Below are 20,990 nucleotides of genomic sequence, written 5' to 3' on the forward strand. Positions count from 1 at the left end.
CCACCACTCCCCGTGGCCCGCGGCCGGGCGCCCCTCACGTGCGCCCGGCCGCTTTCCCGCAAGCCCACCCGCCGAACGGTCGCGCCTTCGCCGTCGCGGGCCCCCGGAGGTGGGCAGATCATCGGTGCGAATCGCCCGTATCGGGATCAAAGCACACGAATACCTGCGGACGCCCGGTCGGACACGCCGGGACACGCGCGGACACGCCCGGGCGGCGGCGTACACAGGAATCCCACCCGCACCACCGAACCGGGAGAACCCGTGACCATCGCCACCGCCAAGCTCTCCGACCCCACCGTCCGCGCCGCCGTCGCCGCGATCAACGCCGGCGACCGGGACGCCTTCACCGCCCTGCTCACCGCGGACGCGACCATGTCCGACGACGGCAGCGACCGCGACCTGCAGGACTGGATCGACCGCGAGATCTTCACCGTCCGCGGCCACATGGAGGTGCAGACCGAGTCCTCCGGGGGCCGCGCGCTGATCGCCGACTACCGCAACGAGACCTGGGGCGAGATGCGCACCGCCTGGCGCTTCACCGTCCAGGACGGCCGGATCAGCCGCTTCGAGACCGGCCAGGCCTGACCGCTCAGCCCGGCAGGCAGTCGCGCACCGCCCGGACCAGCGTCCGCGAGCGGATGTCACCGGTCACCCCCGGCTGCATGCCGTTGGTGACGTAGCCGAAGCCCAGGCCCAGCTCCGGGTCGGCGAAGCCCAGCGAACCGCCCCGCCCGGGGTGGCCGAAGCTCGCCGGCGAGGCCATCGGCGAGGTCGGGCCGTGCCGGAAGAAGCCCAGCCCGAAGGAGGTGTTGACGATCAGCACCCGGTCCGGGCCGTCGGACTCCGCGGCCGCCGCCCGTGCCGACAGCCCGGGGCCGAGCAGCGGCGCGGTCGGCGCCCCGTCCACCGGCCCGGCCAGCGCCGCGTAGAAGCGGGCCAGCGAACGGGCCGTACCGATCCCGCCGGCCCCCGGGACCTCGGCGGCCCGCACTTGCGGGTCGTCGAGGCTCACGTCCGCCCGCACCGAGCCGAAGGCCCGCGAGGTCAGCGAGCCCGGGTCCCGGTAGGCGTCCCGGACGCCCGGCTTGGCCCGCAGCCGCAGCCCGCCGGCCGCGGGGCGCGCCGCCGCGGCCGGCAGGTCCACCAGCCGCCCGACCCGCGGCGCCGCCCCGGCGGGCAGCCCGATCCACAGGTCGAGGCCGAGCGGGCGGGCGATCTCCTCCGCGAAGTACCGGCCGACCGTGCGACCGCTCGCCCGCCGCACCACCTCCCCCACCAGCCAGCCGAAGGTGTACGGGTGGTAGCCGTGCGCCGTGCCCGGCTCCCAGGCCGGCGCCTGTGCGGCCACCGCCGCCGCGGCCGGCTCCCAGGCCAGCACCTCGGCCCGGCCCAGCGGCACGTCCAGCGCCGGCAGCCCCGCCCGGTGCGAGAGCAGCCAGCGCACGGGTATCCGCTCCTTGCCCGCCACCTTGAACTCCGGCCAGTACGCGGCCACCGGCGCGTCCAGGTCCAGCAGGCCGCGCTCGGCGAGCAGCAGCGCGGTGGTCGCGGTCAGGCCCTTGGTCACCGAGCGCAGCACCTGCGCGGTGTCCGCCGTCCACGGCACGTCCGGCCCGCCGTCCTCCGCGGGCCGGGCCTCGCCCGCCCACAGGTCCACCGTCTTGCGCCCGCGCACGTACAGCGCGAAGGCCGCGCCCAGCTCCCCGTGCTCCCGGAAGTTGCGGGCGAACGCCGCGCGCACGGGCTCGAAGCCCTCGGCCGTCCAGCCCTGGATCTCCACCACCGCGTGCCGCCTCTTTCCGTTCTCCGCCCCCCGTGAGCTGCCGGGAAACCCTAACCTGTCTGCCATGACCAACCCCGCCGAAGAGCTGCTGGACGTCGTCGACGAGCACGACCGGGTCACCGGGACCGCGCCCCGCGGGGAGGTGTACCGCCTCGGGCTGACCCACCGCTGCGTCTTCGTCCTGGTCCGCGATCCGGAGGGGCGGATCTTCGTCCACCGGCGGACCGACACCAAACTGTTCGCCCCCGGCGCGTACGACATGTTCGTCGGCGGCGTGGTCGGCGCCGGCGAGGGCTACCGGGAGGCCGCCGTGCGCGAGGCCGAGGAGGAGTTGGGCGTCACCGGCGTCCGGCCGCGCCCGCTGTTCAAGTTCCTCTTCCACCGGCCCGGCCTCTCCTGGTGGTGCGACCTGTACGAGGCCGACTGGGACGGCCCGGTCGCCCCGCAGGAGTCCGAGGTGGCCTGGTACGCCTGGCTGACCGAGGAGGAGCTGGCGCAGCGCCTCGCCGTCGACGACTTCGTCCCGGACGGGCGCGAGGCCTACCGCCGCTACCTCGAACGGTGACCCTCGGTAGGGTGGCGCCCATGGCTTCCCGTACGCCGTCGGCGGCGCCCAGGACAGAGGACGAGCGGGCCGGCACCGGGCCCTCGGGCGGCGAGCGGCCGCGCCGGCGCCTCAGCGTGGACGAGCGGCGCGAGCAGTTGATCGCCGTGGCCCTGGAGCTCTTCGGCCGCCGCCCGCCCGAGGAGGTGTCGATCGACGACATCGCCGCCGCGGCCGGCGCCTCCCGCCCGCTGGTCTACCACTACTTCCCCGGCAAGCAGGCGCTGTACGAGGAGTCGCTGCGCCGGGCCGGACGCGAACTGGCCGGACGCTTCGAGGAGCCCGCCGACGGCCCGCTGTCGGAGCGGCTGTACCGGGTGATGGGCCGCTACCTGGAGTTCGTGGAGAGCCACGGGCCCGGCTTCTCCGCCCTGCTGCGCGGCGGTTCGGTGGCGGCCAGCGCGGGCACCTCCGCGGTGATCGACGACGTCCGGCGGGCCGCGCACGACCAGATCCTGTCCCACCTCGCCCTGCCCTCGCCCTCCCCCGGACTGCGGCTGGCCGTCCGGGCCTGGATCGCCAACGCCGAGATCACCTCGCTGGAGTGGCTGGCCGAGCGGTCCGTCCCGCGCGAGGAGCTGCAGCTGCGCCTGGTCCAGGAGTTCGTCGCCTCGCTGGCACTGACCGCCGCCCGCGAGCCCGCACTCGCCGCCGAACTCGCCCGGTTCTTCACCGAGGAGCGCCCCGACGGCCCCACCGGGCGGCTGGTGCGCCAGCTCGCCGGACTGCTCGCCGTCCCCGGCATGGCCGAGGCGCTCGGCCCGCTGGCCGCACCCGGCCCCGACACGCCCCGGCCGCACTGACCGCGGGTCCTGCCGGAGCGTCACGATCCGGGAGCCGGGCCCCGGGCCGGTTCGGCCGCGTCGGCGGCCTCTGATAGGAATGTGCCCGGACCTGCGCACACCTGCGCGAGGCCGACGGACGAGCGAACGATCACGAGTGGAGCGGGGGGCTCATCAGGTGACCCAGGACGGCCAGTTCAGTACGGAAGCCGGTCCCTTCACACCGGCGGAGCGGATCGCCGCCAGCCTCGGCGCACTCACCGACGCGCTGTTCGACAAGAGCGTCTCGCGCGGCCCGGCCGCCGCGCTCACCGCGCTGCGCCCGCACGCGCACCCGAACGCCGAGACGCTGTTCAACCTCGCGCTCGCCCCCAACGGGCCGGTGCACACCGCGGTCGCCCGGCTCGGCACCGTCGTCAGCGCGGGCACCGCCCGCCCCGGCAGCGGCGCCGCCTTCGCCGGCCCGACCGTCGGCGCGCTGCTCGCCGGCCACGACGGCACCCGGGTGCGCGGCGCGGTCACCGGCGGCGGCACCCCGACCGCCGCCCTGTTCGAGCTCCCGGTGGCCGGCGAGGCCGCCGAACCCGGTCTGCGCCCGCCCTTCGCCCCCGCCCTGGCCGCACTGGCGGACGGCCAGCAGAGCCGCCGGCCGGTGGAACTGGCGACCGGCTCCGGCGCCGAGGTCCGGATGGTGGTCCCGCCCGGCTTCCATGCACTCACCTCCCCCGGCGGCGCGCCCGGCGTCTCCGCCCGGACGGTGCCCACCGGCCCGGTCGGCGGCAGCGGCACCGACGGCGACCCGGCCGCGCGGGCGGCGTCCGTCGAACTGACCGCCCATCTAGAGGAGGTCGCCGCCGAACTGTTCAGCGGCACCGGACCTGCCCCGCGCCGCGAGTTCGCGGTGGTCGCCGCCTCGCTGGCCGACCTGATCGCCTCCTCCGGCACCGTCTACGCCGGCCTGGCCGCCGTGGAGCACGACGGCAGGGCCGGCGAGGCCGTGCTCACCGTCGCACTGGCGCCCTACCCGCGTCCGATCACCGAACTGGCCACCGAGCTGGCCACCGTCCGCCGGCACGCCGAGGTCTGGACGGTGCTGCTGCCGGCCGGCCCCGCGGCCGTCCTGGTCGAGGCCCGCAGCGTTCCGGTGCCCGGCCCGCTCACCGCCGAGGGGCTGCGCCGCTCGGTGGTCACCTCGGTCGTGGAGGCGTTCGTCCCGCTGCCGGACGGCGGTTCGGTCCTCTGCGTCCAGCTGGCCACCGGGCAGTCCCAGGACTGGGAGCTGTACACGGAGGTCTTCGCGGAGCTGCTGAAGACCGTCCAGTTCGGCTGGGACGGCGTGCCGGGCCGGGTGGCCGCTCCGGTGACCGCCGCCGGCACGGTGCCGCCCGTCGCAGCGGCCGCAGCGCCGACCCCGCCGCAGGGCGTCCCGGTGGCACCCGTACCGACCGCCGGCCCGGCCGAGCCGCCGGTCGCCCCGCCCGCGCCGACCGCCGCCCCCGTGGAGCCGCCCGCCCCGGTCGCCCCGCCCGCCCCGGTGCCGCCGACCGCGCCGCCGGCCACGGTGCCCGCCTCGGTGTCGGCCCCGCCCGCCGCGCCGGCGGCCGAGCCCGAGCCGGAGCCGGCCCTGCGGGGGACGCCCGTGCGGATCCCCCCGGCCGACTTCAACCCGTTCGCCCCCGTCGCCGACGCGGAGCCGGCCGCGCCGCTCCCGGCCGGCAGCGAGGACGAGACGCTCAAGGGCACCCCGGTGATGATCCCGCCGCCGGACTTCAACCCCTTCGCCCCGCAGCCGACCCTCACCGACACCACCGTGCCCGTGGACGAGGAGGAGGAGCGCCGGCCCAAGGGCACCCCGGTGATGATCCCGCCCCCGGACTTCAACCCCTTCGCCCCGCAGCCCACCTCCACCCCCGCTGCGGCGGCGGCGCCGGCCCCGGCCGCCGCACCGGCTCCCGCGGCCGCTCCGGCCCACGACCCGTTCGGCACCGTGGTCGCGGCCGACGCGCCCAGCGACCCCTTCGGCACCACCGTGCCGCAGCCGTCCGCGCCGGTACCGCCGCCGCCCGCCGCCCCGCCGGCCGTCCCGGCCCCGGCGGCTGCCCCCGCCGCCGCGGCCTCCGCGGACGAGGACGGGGAGGAGCGCCGGCCCAAGGGCACCCCGGTGATGATTCCCCCGCCGGACTTCAACCCGTTCGCCCCGCAACCCACCTCCGCCGCGGCCGAACCCGAGCCCGAGCCGGCGCCGCCCGCGGCCCCGGAGACCAGCCCCTTCGGCTGAGCCGCACTCCGGGGGGACGACCCCGGCACCGACCCCGCCCGGCCCGGCGCACCCGTTGCGCCGGGCCGGCGGCGTCCGCGTCCGGCCCTCGCACCGCACGGCCCTCCTGACCTGGACACGGCCGGCAACTGGTACAGACCTATTGCCAGGTGCCGACCGGCTCCCTACCCTCGGGAGGCACGGATCCTCCGCGGCAAACCCCGACGGCCCGAGGCTCCGCTCCGCGCTGCACCCAGCCGGAGCGCGCACCTGCTCCACGCATCTGACACCTGCACCTGACTCACCTCCCCACAGGTACGGGGCAGTCCGGCCTGCCCGGACGCCCCGGGACAGGAGCCACCTCCATGCGTCGACGTCGGATCAGAATGCCGCTGCTGGCGGCCGGGACCCTGCTGGTCCCCCTGCTGGCCGTCGCCCTGCCCAACTCCACCGCCCACGCCGCCGGTTCGGCCACCGCCACGTTCGCCAAGGGCAGCGACTGGGGCACCGGGTGGGAGGGCGGCTACACGATCACCAACGGCACCACCACCGCACTCAACGGCTGGACCCTGGAGTTCGACCTGCCGTCCGGCAACACGGTGTCCTCACTCTGGAACGCCACCTACACGACCTCGGCGGCGCACGTCACCGTCAAGAACCCGGGCTGGGCGTCCACCCTGGCCCCCGGCGCCTCGTACAACTTCGGCTTCAACATCGGCGGCTCCTACAAGCCGCTGCTGAACTGCAGGTTGAACGGCAAGCCGTGCGACGGCAGCGGCGACGACACGGTCGCCCCGACCGTGCCCGGCAACCTCCAGGTCACCGGCACCACCGACACCACGGTCGACCTCGACTGGACGGACAGCACCGACAACGTCAAGGTCGCCGGCTACGAGGTCTACCAGGACGGCACCAAGGTCGCCACCACCAACGGCACCACCACCGCGGCCACCGTCCCGGGCCTGACCGCCGCCACCTCGTACCGGTTCACCGTGCAGGCGTACGACGAGGCGGGCAACCGCTCGGCCGCGGCCGGCCCGGTCACCGGCACCACCAAGGCCGCCGAGCCGGACACCCAGGCCCCGACCAAGCCCGGCACGCCCACGGTCACCGGCAGCGGTCCGAGCAGCATCTCGCTGGGCTGGACGCCGAGCACCGACAACCGCCGGGTGACCGCGTACGACGTCTACAACGGCACCGCACTGGTCCTCACCGTCACCGAGCCGGCGGCCACCGTACCCGGCCTGGCGCCCGACACCGAGTACACCTTCACCGTCCGGGCGCGCGACGCGGCCGGCAACGTCTCACCGGTCTCCGACCCGGGCAAGGGCCGCACCACCGACGGCAGCCTCCCGGCGCTGAAGATCGGCTACTTCACCCAGTGGTCGGTCTACGCCCGCGGCTACAGCGTCAAGAAGCTCGACACCTCGGGCAGCGCCGGCCGGCTGACCCACCTCAACTACGCCTTCGCCAACATCCACCCGAACACCAAGCAGTGCTTCATCACCAACAAGGCGGCCGGGCCGGACAACGACCCGAACGCGGGCGACGGCGCCGGTGACGCCTGGGCCGACTTCGGCCGGGGCTGGGACGCGGGCAGCTCGGTGGCCGGCACCACCGACACCTGGGACCAGAAGCTGGCCGGCAACTTCAACCAGCTGAAGCAGCTCAAGGCCAAGTACCCCAACCTCAAGATCCAGATCTCGCTGGGCGGTTGGTCGTACAGCAAGTGGTTCTCCGACGCCTCGCTCACCGACGCCTCGCGCAAGGCGCTGGTCAGCTCGTGCATCGACATGTACATCAAGGGCAACCTGCCGGTCATCGACGGCCGCGGCGGCGCCGGCAGCGCGGCCGGCATCTTCGACGGCGTGGACCTCGACTGGGAGTGGCCGAACTCCGAGGGCCACGTCGGCAACGTCATCCGGCCCCAGGACAAGGCCAACTACACCCTGCTGGCGCAGGAGTTCCGCCGCCAGCTGGACGCGCTCGGCGCCACCACCGGCAAGCACTACACCCTGAGCGCCTTCCTCCCGGCCGACCCGGCCAAGATCACCGCCGGGATCGACATCCCCGGCCTGTTCGGCGCCTTCGACTTCGCCACCATCCAGGGCTACGACTACCACGGCGGCTGGGAGAAGGTCACCAACCACCAGTCCGGCATCAAGGTCGGCGCGGGTGACCCGAACACCCCGGACCGCCAGTTCAGCTCCGAGATCGCCATCAACGCGTACGTCAACGGCGGCGCCCCGAAGAGCAAGCTGACCCTGGGCATCCCGTTCTACGGCCGCGGCTGGACGGGCGTGCCGCGCGGCACCACCAACGGCCTCTTCCAGACCGGCACCGGACCGGCACCGGGCACCTACGAGGCCGGGTTCGAGGACTACCACAAGCTCAAGACCATGGCCGCGGGCGGCGGTTACACCGTCTACCGCGACCCGGTCGCCGGCCACGCCTACATCTACAACGGGAGCGTCTTCTACACCTACGACGACCCGATCGAGATCGCCCGCAAGACCGCCTGGATCAAGTCCCAGAACCTGGGCGGCGCGATGATCTGGGCCTTCGACGGCGACACCGCCAACGGTGAACTGATGGCCGCGGTGGACAACGGCCTGAAGTAGGCACCCCGGCCCGACCCCGCACCGCCCCGTACGACCCTGTACGACCCGTACGGCGCCACCCGGCCCGTCCCGCCTAACCGGCGCGGCGGGCCAGGTGCACGACGTCCGGCACCCCGCGGGCCACCGGGATCTCCAGGGTCTCCACCCCGGAGAAGCCCGCCGCCCGCAGCGCGTCCTCGAAGGCCGCGGACGGCTGCGCGCTCCACACCGCCAGCACCCCGCCGGGCTGCAGCCGGTGCCACAGCACGGCGAGCCCGTCGGCGCCGTACAGCCCGGCGTTGGCGTCGGTGACCGTCCAGTCCGGCCCGTTGTCGATGTCCAGGCAGAGCGCGTGGTACCGCTCGCCGTCCGCGCCCGCCAGGTACTCCAGCAGGTCGGTGTGGAGCACGGCGACCCGCCCGTCCGCCAGCGCCCCGGCCGAGTGGGCGCCGAGCGGCCCGGTGCGGTGCCACTCGATGATCGCGCCCTCGCGCTCGACCACCGCGATCCGCCCCCACCGCGGTTCGGCCGTCGCGTACGCGAGCGAGAAGCCGACGCCCAGCCCACCGATCAGCACCGAGGGCCGCTCGACCTCCGCGCCCAGCGCGTCCAGCGCGGCCTGGACCAGCAACCGCTCGGAGCGGCCGTCCGCGGTGTCCATCAGGAAGCAGCCGTTGGCGATGATCTCGAAATGCTCCCCGCGCCGGCGCAGCACCACCTCTCCGTAGGGGCCCTCGCGCCGGTCGAGGGTGACGACGGCATCGAAGCCGTCCCGTTCGGGCAGGACCGTGGACATGCGCGTTCCTTCGGGCGCTCGGGAGCGAGGCGTACCCGCCCGACAATAGCCGAGCCGCCGGGGCTCCCGATCAGGTCGTGATCAGCACGCCCGCGTACGAGACGCCCGCGACCACCACCCAGGAGCCGAGCCCGAGCAGGGCGATCCGGCCGCCGGTACGGGCCAGGGTCGGCAGGTGGACGGCGCTGCCGAGGCCGAACAGGGCGGCGGCGAGCAGCAGCTCCTGGACGTGCCCGGCCAGGGCGAGCGCCGGTTCGGGGAGCAGTCCGGTGGTGCGCAGGGCGATCGCCGCCAGGAAGCCGCCCACGAAGAGCGGCAGCACCGGCGGGCGGGTGCCGCCGACCGCGGCGGCCCGGCGGGTGCGGCGCATCGCCAGGGCGACCCCGGCCACCAGCGGGGCGAGCGCGGCGACCCGCATCAGTTTGACCAGGACGGCCTCCCGCAGGGCGCCGGAGCCGCCGCTCTGCGCGGTGGCGACGACCTGGCCGACGTCGTGCACGCTCGCCCCGACCCAGCGGCCGAAGCCCTCGGCGTCCAGGCCGAGCGGGCCCTGCAGCAGCGGCAGGACGCCGATGGCGAGGGTGCCGCAGAGGGTCACCAGGGCGACCGAGGCGGCGACGTCCTCCTCGTCGCTGCCCGCGGCCTGGCTGACCGCGCCGATCGCGGAGGCGCCGCAGATGGAGTAGCCGGTGGCGACGAGCAGCGGCTGATCACCGGGCAGGCCGAGCCGGCGGCCGAGCCAGCAGGTGCCGGCGAAGGTGGCGGCGACGACGGTGGCGACCATGGCGACGGTGGCCCAGCCCAGGCCGAGCACGTCGCCGAGCGAGAGCTTGAGGCCCAGCAGCACGATGCCGATCCGCATCAGGCGCTTGCTCGCGAGGCCGAGCCCCGGCCGGGCGGCGCCGCGGACGAAGGGGCGCAGCCGGGGCAGGTGCGCGCAGGCGGTGCCGAGGACGACAGCGACGGTCAGCGCGGGGACGGCGGGCGCCAGCCGGTGGACGGCGAGGGCCGCGGCGACGCCGAGCGCGGCGAGCAGCAGGCCCGGGGTGTTGCCGCCGGTGAGCGGGGCCGGGACGCGGGCGCGGCTGCGGCTGCGGGGGCGGGTGTGCGGGGGCCGCAGGGCGGCGGGGGCGCTCACGGCCGGTCGGCCGGCAGCCGGTAGACGCGGCGGATGCTGGTGCCGAGCCGGGAGACGTCGGCGCCGTAGACGTGCACCGAGATGGCGGTGCCGGTACAGGAGTTGCGCACCAGGTGGATGTCGCCGGGCGGGGCGAAGGCGGCGACGCTGCCGGCCGGTCCGACCACGTGCTCGGTCTCGACGAGGTGGGCGCTGCGGCCGTCGGAGACCAGTCGGTAGCGGGTCTCGCTCTCCTGCCCCTGGTGGACGCCGGCCACGCACCAGGAGACGTGGTCGTGGATCGGGGTGTGCTGCCCGGGCAGCCAGACCAGGGCGACGACGGAGAAGCTGCCGTCGCCCTCGGCGTGCAGGACGTGCTGGCGGTAGCGCCCGGGGTCGCCCTCGCACTGGGCGGGGGTGAGCAGGTCGGCGCAGCCGAGGTGGGGGGCGAGGCGTTCGCCGACCAGGTAGGCGGTGAGCTCGGGCGGGAGTCCGCGGTCCACCACGGCGGCTATCTCGCCGACCAGGGCTGTCATACGCTCGGTGAGGCGGTCGCTGCCGACCGTGGCGGAGGGTGTCATGCCTGCAGGGTCGGCCCGGCGCACCCATCACGTCCAAGGAGGGTTTGTTGACCCTCCCCCCATCACCGCTTATGGGTTGCCGGGTGCCCCGGCTGCGCGTCCGTCCTGCTCAGCAGCCCAGCCGGGCCGCGGCGGCCGAGCGGAGCTGGTCGAGGACCAGCGCGGTCGCGGGTATCCGGTGGTGCTCGCGCAGCACGTACGCGCTGACCTGGCGGCGCAGGTGCGGTTCGACGGCGCGTCCGGTGACCTTGCGGTGGCACATGAAGGACAGCACCAGGGCGGGCATCAGGGCGATGCCGACGCCGGCGGCGACCAGGGACTGCACGGCGAGGTTGTCGTCGGTGGAGAAGACGATGTCCGGGGCGAAGCCCTCCTCCGCACAGACGTGCAGCAGGTTCGCCCGGCAGCGCGGGCAGCCGGCGATCCAGCGCTCGCCGGCGAGGTCGGCCAGCCGGACGGCGTGCCGGCGGCCGAGCGGGTGGCCGACCGGGAGGAGGACGGTGAGCAGGTCCTCCATGAGCGGGATCTCCTCCAGCTCGAAGGGGACGTCCGCGCCGGATCCGGGATAGCTGAAGGCCAGCGCGATGTCGCACTCGCCGCGCAGCAGCCGCTGCAGGGAGTCCGGCGGTTCGGCCTCCAGCAGCTCGACCCGCACCGCGGGGTGCTCGGCGAGCAGGCGGGCCATCGCCTCGGGGACGAGGGTGGCGTTGGCGCTGGGGAAGGCGCAGACCCGGACGCGTCCGGCGCGCAGCCGGGCGAGCGCGGCGAGCTGCTGCTGGGCGGCGCTGAGGCTGCCGAGGATCTGCTCGGCGTGCCGGGCGAGGGCCTCGCCTGCCTCGGTCAGGCGCAGTCCGCGTCCGGCCCGGGTGAACAGCGGGACGCCGACGGTGCGCTCCAGCGCCTTCATCTGCTGGGTGATGGCCGGCTGGGTGTAGCCGAGCTCGCGGGCCGCCGCCGAGTAGGAGCCGGCCCGCACCACCTCGTGGAAGGTCCTTATGTGCCGTGAGTCGAACACCCGGCAATCATAAGCAGACTTTGGGGTGCTCCGGCATTACCCCGTTCGCACCTATGGTTTCACCCGGACGCAGTAGCCCCACCGGCCGCTACCGCTCCGGCTCCCGCTACCGCTCCGGGCGCGGCTCCGGCGCCGGGGCAGGCCCGTGGTGACCTCGGCGCGGACGACCGGCGCCCCGCCCGGAGCCGGACGGGCCGCCCCGGGGGCGGTGGTCACTTGGTGCGCCGGCCCTTCAGCATCCAGCCCAGGACACCACCGGCCAGCAGGGTGCCCAGCAGGGCGATCCAGAGGGGGGCGGTGACCGTGAAGACCCAGAACTGGATCTTCACCTTTTCGAGGTTGGCGAACAGGAACCACACCGCGAGGATCACGATCACGCCGATCCCGATGTACCGGGTGGGGATGCCCGCGATCTCGTTCTGCCGGGAGCCGGACGAGCCGTCTGAAATCTTGGTCACAGCCGCAGTCTGCTGGCCGTCCGGTGATTTGTCCGGGTACGCGCCCGGGAGTAGCCCGCACGGGCTATCCCCGGCACGCCGCGAACGGGACGGCGGGCGGGGCCGGGACGGCGGGCGGGGCCGTCGCCCAGGCCCGGGTCTGGGGCCGGGCCTGCACCTTGGACCCGGACCCGGACCCCCAACCTCGGCCTGCCCCGGCCCGCCCCGCTACCGCTCGTCCCGCCAGGAGCGCCAGAGCGCCGCGTACGGTCCGCCGGCCGCCACCAGCTCCGGGTGGCTGCCGTACTCGCTGATCCGCCCGTCCTCGACCACCGCGATCACGTCCGCGTCGTGCGCGGTGTGCAGCCGGTGCGCGATGGCGATCACGGTGCGGCCCTCCAGCACCCGGGAGAGCGAGCGCTCCAGGTGCCGGGCGGCGCGGGGGTCGAGCAGCGAGGTGGCCTCGTCCAGCACCAGGGTGTGCGGGTCCGCCAGGACGAGCCGGGCGAGCGCCAGTTGCTGCGCCTGCGGCGGGGTCAGCGCGGTGCCGCCGGAGCCGACCTCGGTGTCCAGGCCCTCCGGCAGGGCGTCCGCCCACTCGTCGGCGTCCACCGCGGCCAGGGCGGCGCGCAGTTCGGGGTCGCCCGCGCCGGGCGCGGCCAGCAGCAGGTTGTCCCGCAGGGTGCCGACGAAGACGTGGTGCTCCTGGTTGACCAGCGCCACCTGGGCGCGCACCCGCTCGGCGGGCATCCTGGCCAGGGCCGCCCCGCCGAGGGTGACGCTGCCCCGGCCCGGCGCGTAGATGCCGGCCAGCAGCCGCCCCAGGGTGGACTTGCCGGCGCCGGACGGGCCGACCAGGGCCACCCGACTGCCCGGTGCGACCTCCAGACTGATGCCGTGCAGCACGTCGGCGCCCTCCCGGTAGCCGAACCGGACGTCCTTCGCCGCCACCTCGCGGCCCTGCGGCCGAACGGTGGCGTCGGCCTCCTGCTCGGGCACCTCGCGGACGCCGACCAGTCGGGCCAGCGAGGCCTGGCCGATCTGCAGTTCGTCGTACCAGCGCAGGATGAGGTCGACCGGGCCGGTCAGCGCCTGCGCGTACAGCACCCCGGTGGTCAGCTGGCCGACGGTGATCCAGCCGCGCAGGGTGAACAGCCCGCCCAGCACCAGCGTGCCCAGCACCGCCAGGGTGTAGACGGCGTCGATGGTCGGGAACCAGACCGAGCGCAGCCAGAGCGTGTAGCGCTCCCAGGAGAGCCACTCCGCGAGCTTGCGGTCGGTCAGCCGGACCCGCTCGTCGCCGAGCCGCAGCGCCTCGACCGTCCGCCCGGCGTCGACCGTCTCCGCGAGCACCGTGTTGACCGCGGCGTACCCGGCCGACTCGTTGCGGTACGACTGCGGTGCCCGCCGGAAGTACCAGCGGGAGCTGGCCAGCAGCAGCGGCAGGCCGATCAGCGAGGTCAGCGCGAGCAGCGGCGAGGTGACCAGCAGCGCGCCGAGCACCAGCAGCAGCGACACCACGGCGACGGCCAGCTCGGGCACCGCCTCGCGGACCGACTTGTCCAGCCGGTCGATGTCGGTGGTGCCGCGGGAGACCAGGTCGCCGGTGCCGGCCCGCTCCAGCACGCCGGGCGGCAGCGCCACCGAGCGGACCAGGAAGTCCTCCCGGAGGTCGGCCAGCACCCGTTCGCCGAGGATGCTACCGCGCAGCCGCGACCACCAGGTGAAGGCGGACTGCACGACGAGCGCCAGCAGGTACCAGGCGACCGCGGCGCCGATGGTCTCCCCGGTGGTGCCGGTGGCCAGCGACTCGACCAGGGTGCCCAGCACCCACGGGCCGACCAGCCCGGCCACGGTGGCCACCGAGTGCAGCAGGACGACGGAGGAGAAGTCGCCCCGGTGCCGGCGGGCCAGCAGTCCGACGTAGCCGCGCACGGCGGCCGGGGAGCCGACCGGCAGCGTGGTCGCCGGCCCGTGCTCCTGATGGACGGGGGGCTTCATGCGGTGCTCCTCGGCGGTTGCGTACGTACGGCGTGGGCGGCGTCGGCGGTGGTGATGGCGGCGGTGGTGGCGGCAGCAGCGTCGGCGGTGGCGACGGGGTTCACCGCACGCCCTCCGCGACCGGTGCCGGCTCCTCGTCGCGGGTGACCACGGCCCGGTAGGCCGGCTCGGTGCGCATCAGCTCCCGGTGGCGGCCAGTCGCGGCCACCCGTCCGTCGAGCACCAGCACCACCCGGTCGGCCCGGTCCAGCAGCAGCGGGCTGCTCGCCAGGACGACGGTGGTGCGCCCCTGCCGGACCTCCTGCAGGCCGCCCGCGATCCGGGACTCGGTGTGCGCGTCCACCGCACTGGTCGGCTCGTCCAGGACGAGCACCGGCGGGTCGGCGAGCAGCGCCCGGGCCAGTGCGAGCCGTTGGCGCTGCCCGCCGGAGAGCGAGCGGCCGCGCTCGGTGATCCGGGCCCGCATCGGGTCGCCGCCGCAGTCGGGCGAGCCGTCCACCAGGGCGTCCAGCACGTCCTCGGCGCGGGCCGCGGCCAGCGCGTCGGCAGCGGGCACCCGGCCCGTGGCGGGGATGTCCAGCAGTTCGGCGAGGGTGCCGGAGAGCAGCACCGGCTCCTTGTCGTGGACCAGCACCACCGCCCGCGCCTCGCTCAGCGGGACGTCGTCCAGTTCGGTGCCGCCGAGCCGGACGGAGGGCTGCGGCTGCTCGCCCTCCGCCAGCGGTACGTGGCCGCCGAGCCGCTCGGCGAGCGCGCCGGCGAAGTCCGGGTCGCCACAGACCACGGCGGTCAGCTCGCCGGCCCGCGCGGTCAGGCCGGTGACCGGGTCGTACAGGTCGCCCTGCTCCGGCCGGCCCAGCGCGGACCCGGCGGTCGCGGTCGTCCGGGCCAGCGAGAGCACCCGCACCGCGCGCCCGGCCGAGACCCGGGCCACGCTCCAGGCGTGCGCGGCCTCGCCGAGGATGCGCAGCGGGGAGGCCAGGAAGGCGGTCGCGCCGTACACCGCGACCAGGGTGCCGACGGTGATCCGCCCGTCGGCGGCCAGCCGCACGCCGTACCAGGTGACGCCGACCACGAACAGGCCGGGCAGCAGCACCTGCTGGGCCTGCATCAGCGACCAGACCCGGGCGGAGCGGACGGCCGCGGCGCGGACCTTCTGCGAGGCGGCCCGGTAGCGGTCGAGGAACAGCTCCTCGCCGCCGATTCCGCGCAGCACCCGCAGCCCGGCCACGGTGTCGGCGGCCAGCTCGGTCGCCTTGCCGCCGAGCGCCCGCTGCTCCGTGTAGCGCTTCTCGAAGGGCCCGAGCAGCGGCCAGACGGCGGCCGCCAGCACCGGCACGCCGAGCAGGACGGTGAGCCCGAGCAGCGGCTCGGTGGCCAGGACGACCGTGCTGACGCCCAGCCAGACCAGGACGGCGGCCCGGACCCGGGCGACCAGCTCGACGTACCAGCCGATCTTCTCGACGTCGCCGCTGCTGACCGCGACGATCTCGCCGGTGGCGATCCGGCGGGTCAGCCCGGCGCCCAGCCGGGAGGCCTGGCGGGCCACCAGCTGGCGGACGTGGGTGGCGGCGTGGATCCAGTTCCAGACCGCCTGGCGGTGCAGCATCACGGCGCCGAACGCGGCCAGCGCGGCCAGCAGGACGGCGAGCGCGCCGGCGCGCCAGAGGCCGGTGGAGTCGCCGTCGACGGCCGCCTGCACCCCCAGGCCGAGCGGGAGGGGCAGGGCGGCCTGACCGCCCATCTCCAGCAGCGCCCAGCAGGTGGAGAGCACCTGCCCGCGCCGCTGACCGCGCTGCAGCCAGCGCAGGAAGGCGAGGGGTGAGGAGAGGTCGGGGCTGCCGGGGTCGGTCAACGGCAGGGGCTTGAGCGGCATGACGCTCCGTTGGAGGTGGGACGGGCGGGGTGGTGCGGCGCCCGGCCCGGGTCACGGGTGGGCGCGGCACCCGGCCCGGGTCGGCCGCGGGGGCGGCGCACGGGCTCGGGGGAGGTCGCGGGGACGGCGCGGGGTGCGGGGAGGGCCGCCGGGCGGCCCGGCCGGGAGCGTCACGGCGGGAGGGGGGTCAGGAGGTCATGGGGTGAGACTGCCAACCCCGGTGTGAGCTGCGCAACACATTTTCCGAAGTGCTTCGCCCACGGACTCCTGCGGCACCGGATCGCGGCCGCACGGGTGTTTCCGGACCGCCCGAAAGTTTCTTCGCCGAATCGGGAACAAAGCCGCCGTCCCGCCGGTTGGGCCACTTCGGAATGAGCCGGACAACCGGAGGGCACCCCTTCTCGTGAGCAGCATCCCGAGCGTCACCCTGAACAACGGCCTGCAGATCCCGCAGCTGGGCTTCGGCGTGTGGCAGGTCCCGGACGACGAGGCCACCGCCGCCGTCCGCACCGCGATCGAGACGGGCTACCGCTCGATCGACACCGCCGCGGTGTACGAGAACGAGGTCGGCACCGGACGGGCCGTCACCGAGGCGGTCGCCGACGGCGTCGCCCGGGCGGACCTCTACATCACCACCAAGCTGTGGAACTCCGGCACCGCCGACTGGTCCGGCGCCCAGGGCCGGGACGCGGTGAAGCGCGCGTTCGACGCCTCGCTGGAGCGCCTGGGCCTCGACTACGTCGACCTGTACCTGATCCACTGGCCGCGCCCGATGCACGGCAGCTACCTCAACGTCTGGAAGGCCTTCGAGGAGCTCCTCGCCGACGGCCGGGTGAAGTCGGTCGGCGTGTCGAACTTCGGCACCGACCACCTGCGCCGCCTGCTCGACGAGTCCTCGGTCGTCCCGGTGCTGAACCAGGTCGAGCTGCACCCCTACCTCCCGCAGGAGGAGCTGCGCGCCTTCCACGCGGAGCACGGCATCGCCACCGAGGCGTGGAGCCCGCTCGGCCAGGGCAAGACGCTGCTCGGCGAGTCGGCGCTGACCCGGATCGCCGAGAAGCACGGCCGCACGACCGCCCAGGTGGTGCTGCGCTGGCACCTGCAGAGCGGCGTCATCGCGATCCCGAAGTCGGTCACCCCGGCCCGGATCAAGGAGAACCTGGACGTCACCGGCTTCGAGCTGGACGCGGACGACCTGGCCGCGATCGCCGGCATCGCCACCGACGAGCGGATCGGTCCGGACCCGCAGCAGTTCGACTGGAACTGAGCCGACCGGCGTTCCGGCCCGCACCGGACCGGAACGCCGAAGGCCGCCGCACCCCGCTCCAGGGGTGCGGCGGCCTCGGGCCGGCCATGCTCCGCAGGCATGCCCGCACGACGTACGAACCGGCCGCACGGCCGCACACGGACACGCCGTGCACGGCGGAGAGCGGACGGCGTCCTGCACGCGGCGTGCACACCGGCCCAGCAGCACCGGCCCACGCCGACTTCGCCGACGATCTTCTGGCGAATCGTTTTGGCTGACGAACCCGGACGACGGTCCGGGTCCGGCCCCGGCCGGAGCCTAGAGCCGCGCCGCCTTGCCGATCAGCGCCAGCGCCGCCTCGTGCTCGTGCTCCTCCAGCGGTGACAGCAGCAGCCGCTGGACCTCGGCCACACCGGCGGCCGAGCGGTGGAGCAGTTCCTGACCGGCCGGCGAGAGCGACAGCAGGTTGCGCCGCCCGTCCGACGGGTCCCGCCGGCGCTGCACCAGACCGCGGCGGACGAGACGGCTGACCATCTCGGCCATCGTGGCCTTGTCCAGCGACGCCAGCTCGCCGACCGTCCGCTGGTCCGAGCCGGGCTCCAGCTCCAGCGCGTCGAGCACCGCGTACTGCGGAGCGGTCAGCTCCGCACCGACGTGCTCCGACCAGAGCTTGGTGTGCACCTGCTGGCTCACCCTGATCAGGTAGCCGATCGCCCGCTGGGCGTCCAGCATCGGCCGCGCGTCCGAGAGGACGGCGACCTGTGCGGGCTCCAGCCTGGCTATCTTCGCCATCACGCGGACGATCTCCAGCTGCTCCTCGGGCGTGAGCGGCTCGAAGAGCGTGCGCTGCACCCGCACGACTCCGCCGGTGGCCTCGCGCACCGCCTGGGCACCGCTCTGCGAAAGGGCGAGCAGCTTGCGCCGGCCGTCGGCCGGGTCGCGGCGCCGCAGCACCAGGCCGCGCCGGACCAGCCGGGCGACCATCTCGGCCATCGTGGCCTTGTCCAGCGACGCCCGTTCGCCCACGGTCCGCTGGTCCGCGCCCGGTTCGAGGGCGAGGACCAGCAGTACGGCGAACTGCGGAGCCGTGAGATCGGCTCCGACGTGTTCGGACCACAGCCGGGTGTGAACCTGCTGTGCAACTCGAATCAGGTGTCCGGGCGACTGCTGCAGTCGCGCGGACACGCGGGTCGTCGGGATCTCCCCCAGCACCATGTATCCGTCCCGATGTCACACCCGGTGTGTGTGGGACACCCGGGTGGGGCAGTAACGGCGAGTGGGCGTCCCGCTGTGAGGGAGGGCGCTCCAGCCGTGCAGCCGGTGGCTGCTGGCGCACACTATACAAACGGCGGGCCCGTGCTGGCAGGCAGGGGCAGATAGTAGACGCAGGTTCGGCAAAGTTGGCATATTTACGCGCCGTACCGACCCGCCGGTAGCCCGTTCGCAGCAGAAAGCCGACCGGTCGGTCCTTACCCACGGTCACCTGCGGCTCTGTCCTCTGGTCGATACCCCTACTGGCGAGTAGGGTGTGGCCACCCCAGCGGTCCTCCCCACCGAGAGAGACGAGAAGCCAGCATGACCGAGCAGAACAGCGCACCCAGGGTCGCGGTCGTCACCGGCGCCGCGCGCGGCATCGGCGCCGCCACGGCGGAGCGACTGGCCGCCGACGGCTACGCGGTCGCGGTGGTCGACCTGGAGGAGGCAGCCGGCAAGGACACCGTCGACCGGATCACCGCCGCGGGCGGGCGCGCCCTGGCCGTCGGCGCCGACGTCTCGGACGCCGCGCAGGTCCAGGCCGCGGTGGACCGGATCGCCGCCGAGCTGGGCACGCCGGTCGTCCTGGTCAACAACGCGGGCGTGCTGCGCGACAACCTGCTCTTCAAGATGTCCGAGTCCGACTGGGACACGGTCATGAACGTCCACCTGCGCGGCGCCTTCCTGATGACCCGCGCGATCCAGAAGCACATGGTGGACGCCGGCTTCGGCCGCATCGTCAACCTCTCCTCCTCCTCCGCGCAGGGCAACCGCGGCCAGGCCAACTACTCCGCCGCCAAGGCCGGGCTGCAGGGCTTCACCAAGACGCTCGCCATCGAGCTGGGCAAGTTCGGAATCACCGCCAACGCGGTCGCCCCCGGATTCATCGCCACCGACATGACCGCCGCGACCGCCGCCCGGGTCGGCATGGAGTTCGAGGACTTCAAGGCCGCCGCCGCCACCCAGATCCCGGTGCAGCGCGTCGGTACGCCCGAGGACATCGCCCACACCATCTCGTTCCTCGCCTCCGAGGGATCGGGATTCGTCTCCGGCCAGGTCATCTACGTGGCCGGCGGCCCGCTGGACTGAACCTGTGACGCGTACGCGCCAAAGTACGCAGGGTGACCGCGGGGCGGCGGGCCGAGCAATCGACCAACCGCCCCGTTCATATTTTCGAATTCCCGGACACTGATTCGTTCATCGCGCTGACATTCGACCGGAGAACAGTCGAAATCCTCAACCGAACCATCGGTTTCACCCGGCACACATGCTTCTCCGGGCAAAAGCGAATACCTCCGGGAATGGCGCCGGTCCGGTCGGTAGGGTCACCCTCGTGCAAGCCCCGAGTGGATCACCGCAAGACCTGAACCCACCGCCGGGCCCCGCCGCGCCGCGGCAGCCGGACGACCACCGCGCCGCTCCGCGGACGGGACCGGCCGAGCCACCCGCGGGGCCGATCGCGCCGCGAACGGCCCCGTGCACGCCGACCGCGCTGCCCGGGCCCAGGACGGCGCCGCCCAGGACCGCGCCGCCGCGGTCCGCACCGCCCGCGTCCGCGGTGGCCGGGTCCAAGGTGACCGGGTCCGCGCCGCCCCGCGCCGGCGAGCCGGGCTGGCCGCCGATGAGCCGCCGTCAGGCCCGCCTGCTGGCGCTGACCTCCTTCGGGTACCTACTGGTGGTCGCCGGGGTGCTGCTCGACACCGTCCTGGTCGACCTCGACTGGTGGGTGCGCCTGCGCCGCCCCTACGACCGCTGGCCCAGCCTGGAGCCGTTCCTGGACAACTGGGTGGTGGCCGGGCAGCGCGGCCCCAGCGCGATCGCCGCCTGCGCCTGGCTGGCCTGGCGCGCCCACCGGCTGCAGCGGCTGAGACCGCTGCTGGTGATGGGCACCGCGCTGCTGCTGCTCAACATCACGGTCGGCGGCGTCAAGATCGTCACAGGCCGGCTCGGACCGCACTACGCCCACTACGTCGGATCGCCCGAGCTCTTCTCCGGCGGGACGATCTTCCCCTCCGGGCACACCGCCAACGCCGTGGTCACCTGGGGCGTCCTGGCCTACCTCGCGGTCCGCTGGCGGCGCACCGGTGCCGTGATCGCCGCCGCCACCGCCTGCTCGATCGGGCTCACCACGATCTACCTCGGCACCCACTGGGTGACGGACGTACTGGCGGGCTGGGCCGCCGGGCTGCTGGTACTGCTCTCGCTGCCGCTGCTCGAACCCCTGGTCGCCGCCACCGAGCAGCGGATCGCCGAACGCCGCGCCGCCAAGCGGCGACAGGCTCCGGCGCGCGACGGGTCGGCCGACCGGGTGAGCGGCTGACCGGGAGACCGGCTGACCGGCCTCAGCCCTCCCAGCTGCGTGCCACCACTCCGTCCCGGACGGCGAGGTTCAACCGGCCCTCCCGGTAGTCCATGGTCATCGCCGTCCCGGGCGGCAGGATCCGCACCGAGGCCCAGCCGTGCTTCCGCGCGAGCTCCTCGGCCCGCTCCACCGGCAGCCCCGCGTACTGCTCCGCGTCGACCTCCGCCATCGCCCCTCCCCCGCTCCGTCCCGCCCAGTCCCGCCCAGTCCCACTCGGTCCCGAACCCACCCGGGCACCGAACCGCACGGAGGAGCCGGACCGCCCGGACCCGGACGCCC

General features: G+C 74.7%; 18 protein-coding genes. 8 read left to right on the forward strand and 10 right to left on the reverse strand.

What is annotated here, in order from left to right; translation table 11 throughout:
• Window positions 1-261: 261 nt before the first annotated feature.
• The gene (locus ACWGB8_RS00755) at window positions 262-585 is read left to right on the forward strand and encodes a nuclear transport factor 2 family protein (RefSeq protein WP_452208838.1); all 324 of its coding nucleotides are present in this window, start codon (window positions 262-264) and stop codon (window positions 583-585) included.
• Window positions 586-589: 4 nt separating this feature from the next.
• Here ACWGB8_RS00755 and ACWGB8_RS00760 read toward each other — a convergent pair whose 3' ends face one another.
• A complete protein-coding gene (locus ACWGB8_RS00760) occupies window positions 590-1,780 on the reverse strand; it encodes a serine hydrolase domain-containing protein (RefSeq protein ID WP_452209051.1) in 1,191 nt (396 codons plus the stop codon).
• 67 nt (window positions 1,781-1,847) lie between these two features.
• On the opposite strand from ACWGB8_RS00760, the gene ACWGB8_RS00765 reads away from it, so the two are divergent.
• The 4 genes from ACWGB8_RS00765 to ACWGB8_RS00780 all read left to right on the forward strand — a co-directional run bounded on the left by ACWGB8_RS00765 (window position 1,848) and on the right by ACWGB8_RS00780 (window position 8,047).
• Complete coding sequence (locus ACWGB8_RS00765) at window positions 1,848-2,348, forward strand: NUDIX hydrolase (RefSeq protein ID WP_452208840.1); 501 nt, start codon at window positions 1,848-1,850, stop codon at window positions 2,346-2,348.
• A 20-nt stretch (window positions 2,349-2,368) separates the two neighbouring features.
• Window positions 2,369-3,190 (forward strand): TetR/AcrR family transcriptional regulator, encoded by an 822-nt coding sequence (locus tag ACWGB8_RS00770; protein WP_452208842.1) that lies wholly within the window; start codon window positions 2,369-2,371, stop codon window positions 3,188-3,190.
• A gap of 157 nt (window positions 3,191-3,347) precedes the next feature.
• Entirely contained in the window at window positions 3,348-5,447 is a 2,100-nt protein-coding gene (locus ACWGB8_RS00775; RefSeq protein WP_452208843.1) for a hypothetical protein, read from the forward strand.
• Window positions 5,448-5,791: 344 nt separating this feature from the next.
• Complete coding sequence (locus ACWGB8_RS00780; RefSeq protein WP_452208845.1) at window positions 5,792-8,047, forward strand: glycosyl hydrolase family 18 protein; 2,256 nt, start codon at window positions 5,792-5,794, stop codon at window positions 8,045-8,047.
• Between the two features lie 73 nt (window positions 8,048-8,120).
• Here the strand turns inward: ACWGB8_RS00780 and ACWGB8_RS00785 are convergent, their stop codons facing one another.
• The 7 genes from ACWGB8_RS00785 to ACWGB8_RS00815 form a co-directional block, all read right to left on the reverse strand.
• Window positions 8,121-8,822, reverse strand: coding sequence for a spermidine synthase (locus ACWGB8_RS00785; protein ID WP_452208847.1), 702 nt, complete (start codon window positions 8,820-8,822; stop codon window positions 8,121-8,123).
• A 70-nt stretch (window positions 8,823-8,892) separates the two neighbouring features.
• Window positions 8,893-9,960, reverse strand: a complete 1,068-nt coding sequence (locus tag ACWGB8_RS00790) for a YeiH family protein (RefSeq protein ID WP_452208848.1) — start codon at window positions 9,958-9,960, stop codon at window positions 8,893-8,895.
• Entirely contained in the window at window positions 9,957-10,520 is a 564-nt protein-coding gene (locus tag ACWGB8_RS00795) for a cysteine dioxygenase (protein WP_452208849.1), read from the reverse strand. Before ACWGB8_RS00795 ends, ACWGB8_RS00790 begins: the two co-directional genes overlap by 4 nt.
• A 109-nt stretch (window positions 10,521-10,629) precedes the next feature.
• Window positions 10,630-11,535 carry a LysR family transcriptional regulator gene (locus ACWGB8_RS00800; RefSeq protein ID WP_452208851.1) on the reverse strand — a complete coding sequence of 302 codons (906 nt, stop codon included), beginning with the start codon at window positions 11,533-11,535 and terminating at the stop codon, window positions 10,630-10,632.
• Between the two features lie 212 nt (window positions 11,536-11,747).
• On the reverse strand, window positions 11,748-11,993 hold the full coding sequence (locus tag ACWGB8_RS00805) for a LapA family protein (RefSeq protein ID WP_452208853.1): 246 nt from the start codon (window positions 11,991-11,993) through the stop codon (window positions 11,748-11,750).
• 207 nt (window positions 11,994-12,200) lie between these two features.
• Window positions 12,201-13,973: an ABC transporter ATP-binding protein gene (locus ACWGB8_RS00810; RefSeq protein ID WP_452208855.1), complete on the reverse strand. Its 1,773-nt coding sequence runs from the start codon at window positions 13,971-13,973 to the stop codon at window positions 12,201-12,203.
• Between the two features lie 100 nt (window positions 13,974-14,073).
• Window positions 14,074-15,849: an ABC transporter transmembrane domain-containing protein gene (locus ACWGB8_RS00815; protein WP_452208856.1), complete on the reverse strand. Its 1,776-nt coding sequence runs from the start codon at window positions 15,847-15,849 to the stop codon at window positions 14,074-14,076.
• A gap of 403 nt (window positions 15,850-16,252) precedes the next feature.
• Here ACWGB8_RS00815 and ACWGB8_RS00820 point away from each other — a divergent pair, with 403 nt between their 5' ends.
• Window positions 16,253-17,116 carry an aldo/keto reductase gene (locus ACWGB8_RS00820; protein ID WP_452208858.1) on the forward strand — a complete coding sequence of 288 codons (864 nt, stop codon included), beginning with the start codon at window positions 16,253-16,255 and terminating at the stop codon, window positions 17,114-17,116.
• Window positions 17,117-17,413: 297 nt separating this feature from the next.
• Here ACWGB8_RS00820 and ACWGB8_RS00825 read toward each other — a convergent pair whose 3' ends face one another.
• Window positions 17,414-18,280 carry a MarR family winged helix-turn-helix transcriptional regulator gene (locus tag ACWGB8_RS00825; RefSeq protein WP_452208860.1) on the reverse strand — a complete coding sequence of 289 codons (867 nt, stop codon included), beginning with the start codon at window positions 18,278-18,280 and terminating at the stop codon, window positions 17,414-17,416.
• Between the two features lie 390 nt (window positions 18,281-18,670).
• Here ACWGB8_RS00825 and fabG point away from each other — a divergent pair, with 390 nt between their 5' ends.
• Complete coding sequence (gene fabG, locus ACWGB8_RS00830) at window positions 18,671-19,438, forward strand: 3-oxoacyl-ACP reductase FabG (RefSeq protein WP_452208861.1); 768 nt, start codon at window positions 18,671-18,673, stop codon at window positions 19,436-19,438.
• Between the two features lie 532 nt (window positions 19,439-19,970).
• Window positions 19,971-20,669 carry a phosphatase PAP2 family protein gene (locus ACWGB8_RS00835; protein ID WP_452208863.1) on the forward strand — a complete coding sequence of 233 codons (699 nt, stop codon included), beginning with the start codon at window positions 19,971-19,973 and terminating at the stop codon, window positions 20,667-20,669.
• Window positions 20,670-20,691: 22 nt separating this feature from the next.
• On the opposite strand, the gene ACWGB8_RS00840 is transcribed toward ACWGB8_RS00835, so the two are convergent.
• Window positions 20,692-20,880 (reverse strand): I78 family peptidase inhibitor, encoded by a 189-nt coding sequence (locus ACWGB8_RS00840; RefSeq protein ID WP_452208865.1) that lies wholly within the window; start codon window positions 20,878-20,880, stop codon window positions 20,692-20,694.
• Window positions 20,881-20,990 lie beyond the last annotated feature (110 nt).

It is taken from the genome of Kitasatospora sp. NPDC054939 (assembly GCF_053610105.1).

Coding starts and splice junctions, on each gene's coding strand:
- ACWGB8_RS00765 (WP_452208840.1), top strand. CDS start 1,848: ATGACCAACCCCGCCGAAGAGCTGCTGGACGTCGTCGACGAGCACGAC.
- ACWGB8_RS00770 (WP_452208842.1), top strand. CDS start 2,369: ATGGCTTCCCGTACGCCGTCGGCGGCGCCCAGGACAGAGGACGAGCGG.
- ACWGB8_RS00780 (WP_452208845.1), top strand. CDS start 5,792: ATGCGTCGACGTCGGATCAGAATGCCGCTGCTGGCGGCCGGGACCCTG.
- ACWGB8_RS00785 (WP_452208847.1), bottom strand. CDS start 8,822: ATGTCCACGGTCCTGCCCGAACGGGACGGCTTCGATGCCGTCGTCACC.
- ACWGB8_RS00795 (WP_452208849.1), bottom strand. CDS start 10,520: ATGACACCCTCCGCCACGGTCGGCAGCGACCGCCTCACCGAGCGTATG.
- ACWGB8_RS00810 (WP_452208855.1), bottom strand. CDS start 13,973: ATGAAGCCCCCCGTCCATCAGGAGCACGGGCCGGCGACCACGCTGCCG.
- ACWGB8_RS00815 (WP_452208856.1), bottom strand. CDS start 15,849: ATGCCGCTCAAGCCCCTGCCGTTGACCGACCCCGGCAGCCCCGACCTC.
- fabG (WP_452208861.1), top strand. CDS start 18,671: ATGACCGAGCAGAACAGCGCACCCAGGGTCGCGGTCGTCACCGGCGCC.
- ACWGB8_RS00835 (WP_452208863.1), top strand. CDS start 19,971: ATGAGCCGCCGTCAGGCCCGCCTGCTGGCGCTGACCTCCTTCGGGTAC.
- ACWGB8_RS00840 (WP_452208865.1), bottom strand. CDS start 20,880: ATGGCGGAGGTCGACGCGGAGCAGTACGCGGGGCTGCCGGTGGAGCGG.